General features: G+C 68.4%; 5 protein-coding genes and 1 pseudogene. 4 read left to right on the top strand and 2 right to left on the bottom strand.

All coding sequences use genetic code 11. The features are described 5' to 3' along the window. Positions 1-237 precede the first annotated feature (237 nt). Positions 238-1140 (top strand): PASTA domain-containing protein, encoded by a 903-nt coding sequence (locus AB0C29_RS37070; protein WP_360830582.1) that lies wholly within the window; start codon positions 238-240, stop codon positions 1138-1140. Positions 1141-1153: 13 nt separating this feature from the next. On the opposite strand, the gene AB0C29_RS37065 is transcribed toward AB0C29_RS37070, so the two are convergent. After that, positions 1154-1453, bottom strand: a complete 300-nt coding sequence (locus tag AB0C29_RS37065; RefSeq protein ID WP_360546758.1) for a hypothetical protein — start codon at positions 1451-1453, stop codon at positions 1154-1156. A gap of 474 nt (positions 1454-1927) precedes the next feature. Here AB0C29_RS37065 and AB0C29_RS37060 point away from each other — a divergent pair, with 474 nt between their 5' ends. The 3 genes from AB0C29_RS37060 (at position 1928) to AB0C29_RS37050 (ending at position 3664) form a co-directional block, all read left to right on the top strand. Beyond that, positions 1928-2809 carry a helix-turn-helix transcriptional regulator gene (locus tag AB0C29_RS37060; protein WP_360830579.1) on the top strand — a complete coding sequence of 294 codons (882 nt, stop codon included), beginning with the start codon at positions 1928-1930 and terminating at the stop codon, positions 2807-2809. Further along, complete coding sequence (locus AB0C29_RS37055; RefSeq protein WP_360830576.1) at positions 2773-2997, top strand: DUF397 domain-containing protein; 225 nt, start codon at positions 2773-2775, stop codon at positions 2995-2997. The genes AB0C29_RS37060 and AB0C29_RS37055 overlap by 37 nt, the downstream gene beginning before the upstream one ends. 217 nt (positions 2998-3214) lie before the next feature. Continuing rightward, on the top strand, positions 3215-3664 hold the full coding sequence (locus AB0C29_RS37050) for a hypothetical protein (protein ID WP_360830573.1): 450 nt from the start codon (positions 3215-3217) through the stop codon (positions 3662-3664). A gap of 66 nt (positions 3665-3730) precedes the next feature. Here the strand turns inward: AB0C29_RS37050 and AB0C29_RS37045 are convergent. Next, positions 3731-4016: pseudogene (locus AB0C29_RS37045) on the bottom strand (hypothetical protein); the annotation flags it as partial.

Below are 4016 nucleotides of genomic sequence, written 5' to 3'. Positions count from 1 at the left end.
CTGTCGTCGGCCGGCACCGCCGGCCACACCACCACGCCCAGGCCGTAGCCGAGGCCGAGCTGGGCGGCGCCCGTCCCCGCGGCCACTCCGGCCGCGGCTGCCACTCGCGCTGTCCAGCCCTTGTCGGCCATGCCGGGCACTGTAGCCGTCGGTGACGATGCCTGCGAATCAATGAGTTGATGCGCCAAGATTGGTTAGGTTGGCGGCAGAGGACGCCCGAACGGAGAGGATCCGGCGATGTCCGACGACGACGAGCGCCGCCGCCTTGACGAGACAGGTGAGTACTTCCCGTTCGCCGAGGATGAGGAAGTTCCCCCGATCGGTGGTCCCCTGAAGGATGACCGGACGGCGCAGTTGCCCCCCGCGGCCGGGGATGCGGACCGCACGCAGCTCTTCCCGCCGACGGCGTTAGACGCGACGCAGGTGACTCCGCCGGCGCCGCAGAGCGACGCGACGTCGGTGATTCCGGCCGCCGCGCCCGACGGTACGCGCACAGAGCGTCACCCCCGCAGCACGGACAACTGGGCCGACGACGACGGCGATGCGGTGTGGTCCGCCCGGGCCGGGGTACGTCCCCCACGCCCCGGCTACGGCGACGAATACGCCGGCGCGGACTGGGCGGCAGAGCCGGCCGACGAGCCACGCGGCCGCTGGTGGACGCCGATCGCGGTGGGCATCGTCGCGTTGCTGCTGCTGGCCCTGCTGGGCTGGGGTATCTACCTGATCGTGCAGTCCACCAGCGACGATGCCACCCCGGGCGTGACTGCCTCTCCCGCGCCGCCGGCCACCACGGCCGTGACGACCGCGCCCACCTCCACGCCGCCGTCCACGGAGCCGGCGACGACGCAGCCGACCACTTCAGCGCCCGCCACCCCGAGCGACATCACCGTGCCGGCGTTGAAGGGACTGTCCTCGGACGAGGCGCGCGGGGCTCTCGACCGCAAGGGCCTGAACTACCGCCTGCGCTATGTGACCAGCGATTCTCCGGCCGGGACCGTGATCGACAGCGATCCGGCCGAGGGCCAGCAGGTGCCGGCGGACACGGTGATCACCCTGATCATCGCGGCGGGGCCGACGACGTCGCCGACCCCCACGCAGACGCAGACCACCGGGCCGACCGGCCAGCCGGGGGAGGACTGACCCGGGTCAGAGATCAGCGGTTGGCGCGCAGGGCGCGGGCCTGGATGGCGCCCGTGGTCATGCCCGGCTGGCGGCCGTTGCGGGTGCGCGGGTCCGGGGCCTTGCCGACCTGTCGCAGGCCGCCGACCTGCACAAAGATGGACCGGCGCTCGACCGCGTCACCGGACGCGTTGAGCTCGTAGCCGTCCAGCCAGATCCAGCCTTCGTACGTCGGCCAGTCGTGCACCCGGATGACCCGGAAAAGCATGGGCGCCGCGAATTGGACGCTGGCCGCCTTCGTCACGTGTATGACATCGCCGGACCGAGGAAGCACGTCATCTCCTGTCCTGAACCCAGTAGGGGCAAATTGCACTTTGCCGCACGGTGAACACAGATGGTCCAGTGTGCCCGGCTGATGCATCTTTGCACCATAACGATTGTGCCAATCATCGCAACGGTGCGGTTTAGCCGCTCCCGGCGCGGTCGCTGCTCGCGGACTTCTTCGAGTCCGGCGAGGACAGTCGGCTACGGTCGGTCCCCCAGTGCGCGGCGTCGCTTTTTGGTGCATTGCTGCGTACCCGGCGCGTGTATCTCAGGCTCCCACAAGAACACTAAGTGACGTGCGCCATACGGAAAGATTGCACCACGAGGCGAATCGATGCAAGTTGCAGGTCAGCCGAAAGTGACTAAACGATCACTGTGGACGCTTGAGGGATCAAGAGACCACCAGACAGACTGAGGGCGACAACGCCGTACGGTGGAGCCCGCGCCGTCCGGTCGCATGATGCCACGCAGCCCGGAGGTGAGCGTGAATCCGCGCCGCAGCCCCACCATCCGCCGCCGCCGACTCGGTGCTGAGCTACGCAGATACCGCGATGCGGCCGGCGTGACCATCGACGTGGTGGCCGAGCGTCTCGGCTGTTCACCCTCCAAGGTGTCCAGAATCGAGACCGGCCACACGAGCGCCACTCCTCGCGACGTAAAGGACATGTTGGACATTTACGGCGTCAATGGCGCCGAATCGGACGAATTAGTACAGATATCCCGCGAAGCCCGGCAAAAGGGATGGTGGCATCCATTCAGCCCAGTGCTCACCGGTGCTTATGTCGGGCTCGAAGCGGCGGCCCGGTCGATCAGGGCGTACGAGCAGCAGGTGGTTCCCGGTCTGCTTCAGACCGATAAGTACGCAATAGCGATGATCAGAGCCGCCCGATCGGATGACAGCGATCGAGAAATAGAGCAACGGGTACGCGTCCGGATGGCTCGCCAAGCGTTATTGATTCAGGACGATCCGATCGATCTTCAGGTGGTGCTCGATGAAGCGGTGGTGAGTCGCCCCGTCGGCGGCGACCAGGTCATGCGGGACCAATTGCTCCGATTGGTCGAGGCGAGCCGGCTGCCGAACGTCACTCTGCAGATCCTGCCGTTCGCGGCAGGGGCCCACGCCGGCATGGACGGCACATTCGCGATCCTCGACTTCCCCGATGCCGAGGACCCCAATGTGGTGTTCGCCGAGAACGCGACCGGCGGGCTGTTTCTGGAGAAGAGCGACGAACTGCGCAAGTACAACTCCATCTTCGACACCGTCCGATCGTCGGCCCTCTCTCCCGAGGAGTCCAGAGACATGATCGTTAGGCTGGCAGAGGAGCCATTGTGGAAAGTGAGACCAAGGGTTTCCGGATCGACCTGAGCCGCGCGCAGTGGTTCAAGAGCACACGCAGTGGCCCGAACTGTGACAACTGCGTGGAGGTGGCCTTCGTCGAGCAGGCCATCGCGGTTCGCGACTCCAAGAACCCGACGGGACCCGCGTTGATCTTCACCGCCGCCGAGTGGGACGCCTTCGTGGGCGGGGCCAAGGGCGGCGAGTTCGACCTGTAGAGCAGGTGACCCTCGACCGCCCCCGCCGCGAGCGTGGGGGCGGTCGCTGCATTTTGCCCCATTTGCGCCGTCGCCCGTTCGGGTCGGCCTCGTTGAACGCTCTAAGCGCGGACCGGACCGCGCGCCCGGAGAACCGCCGTCGGCCCGTACGGCTGACCGTCCCCCTCGCGTGACGGTGCGGGCAGGCGATCCATACGAGCGAGGCAAGGCGAAACAGATGACGATGGGTTCCGACAACCTCAGCAACGGATCCGTGACCGCGCAGGACCGCTTCAGCGGAGGCGTGAGCGCGTACCGGCAGACCCGCCGCGACGCGGCCCTGGCCGCTGACAACGGCGACGAACTGGTCTCGCGCGGCAGCGGCGGAACCGGTCTGTCCGGCCTGCCGACCCGTACCCCGATCGAACCGACCAGCGCGCTGGACCGGGCGGCCAAGCTGCCCTCGCTGGACCTGCAGGGCCTGACCGAGCCGGTCTTCCCGACCAGCGGCGGCTGGGTCGACGCGAGCAGCTCCCAGTCGATGGCGGACCACCCGCTGCTGCGCGGGCTGCTGCTTGAGCTGCCGGTGCGCGGCACGATGCCGGACTCGGGCTGGCTGGACCGCTGGTTCGAGGCGGCCCGCTCGATCCTCGAGCTGCTCTACGTCCAGGAAGCCAAGCGCAAGTAACTCTCCCCGCGACGCCGTCCACGGGCAGGCCCGGTGACCCCACCCGGACCGCCTGCCCCGGCGGCGCTATGCCGCTCGGTGCGCCGAGGATGCGTAGTTCTCGGCCGGGCCGGTTTCCAGCGGCAGCGCGGTGTAGGTCTCCGTCGAGGTCTGACGCGCCGGCACAGCCCGCAGCCGGACCTTGCCGATCGGTGCGAAGACCTTCACGTTGAGCCGGCTGTGCCGGATCGCGTGCCGGATGCCCAGCGCGAGCACCGCGACTCCCACCACGGTCAGCACGATCCCGGCGACCTGCGCGCCGGGCACCTCGATCACGCCGGCGGCGATCGGCACGCCGGCCAGTGCGGCCAGG

The organism is Actinoplanes sp. NPDC048791 (assembly GCF_040650095.1).
Taxonomy (GTDB): Bacteria; Actinomycetota; Actinomycetes; order Mycobacteriales; family Micromonosporaceae; genus Actinoplanes.
This window is presented reverse-complemented; position numbering and strand designations above follow the sequence as displayed.

Excerpts from the sequence above, each read along its gene's own strand:
- AB0C29_RS37070 (WP_360830582.1), top strand. The coding sequence starts at position 238 with ATGTCCGACGACGACGAGCGCCGCCGCCTTGACGAGACAGGTGAGTAC.
- AB0C29_RS37050 (WP_360830573.1), top strand. The coding sequence starts at position 3,215 with ATGACGATGGGTTCCGACAACCTCAGCAACGGATCCGTGACCGCGCAG.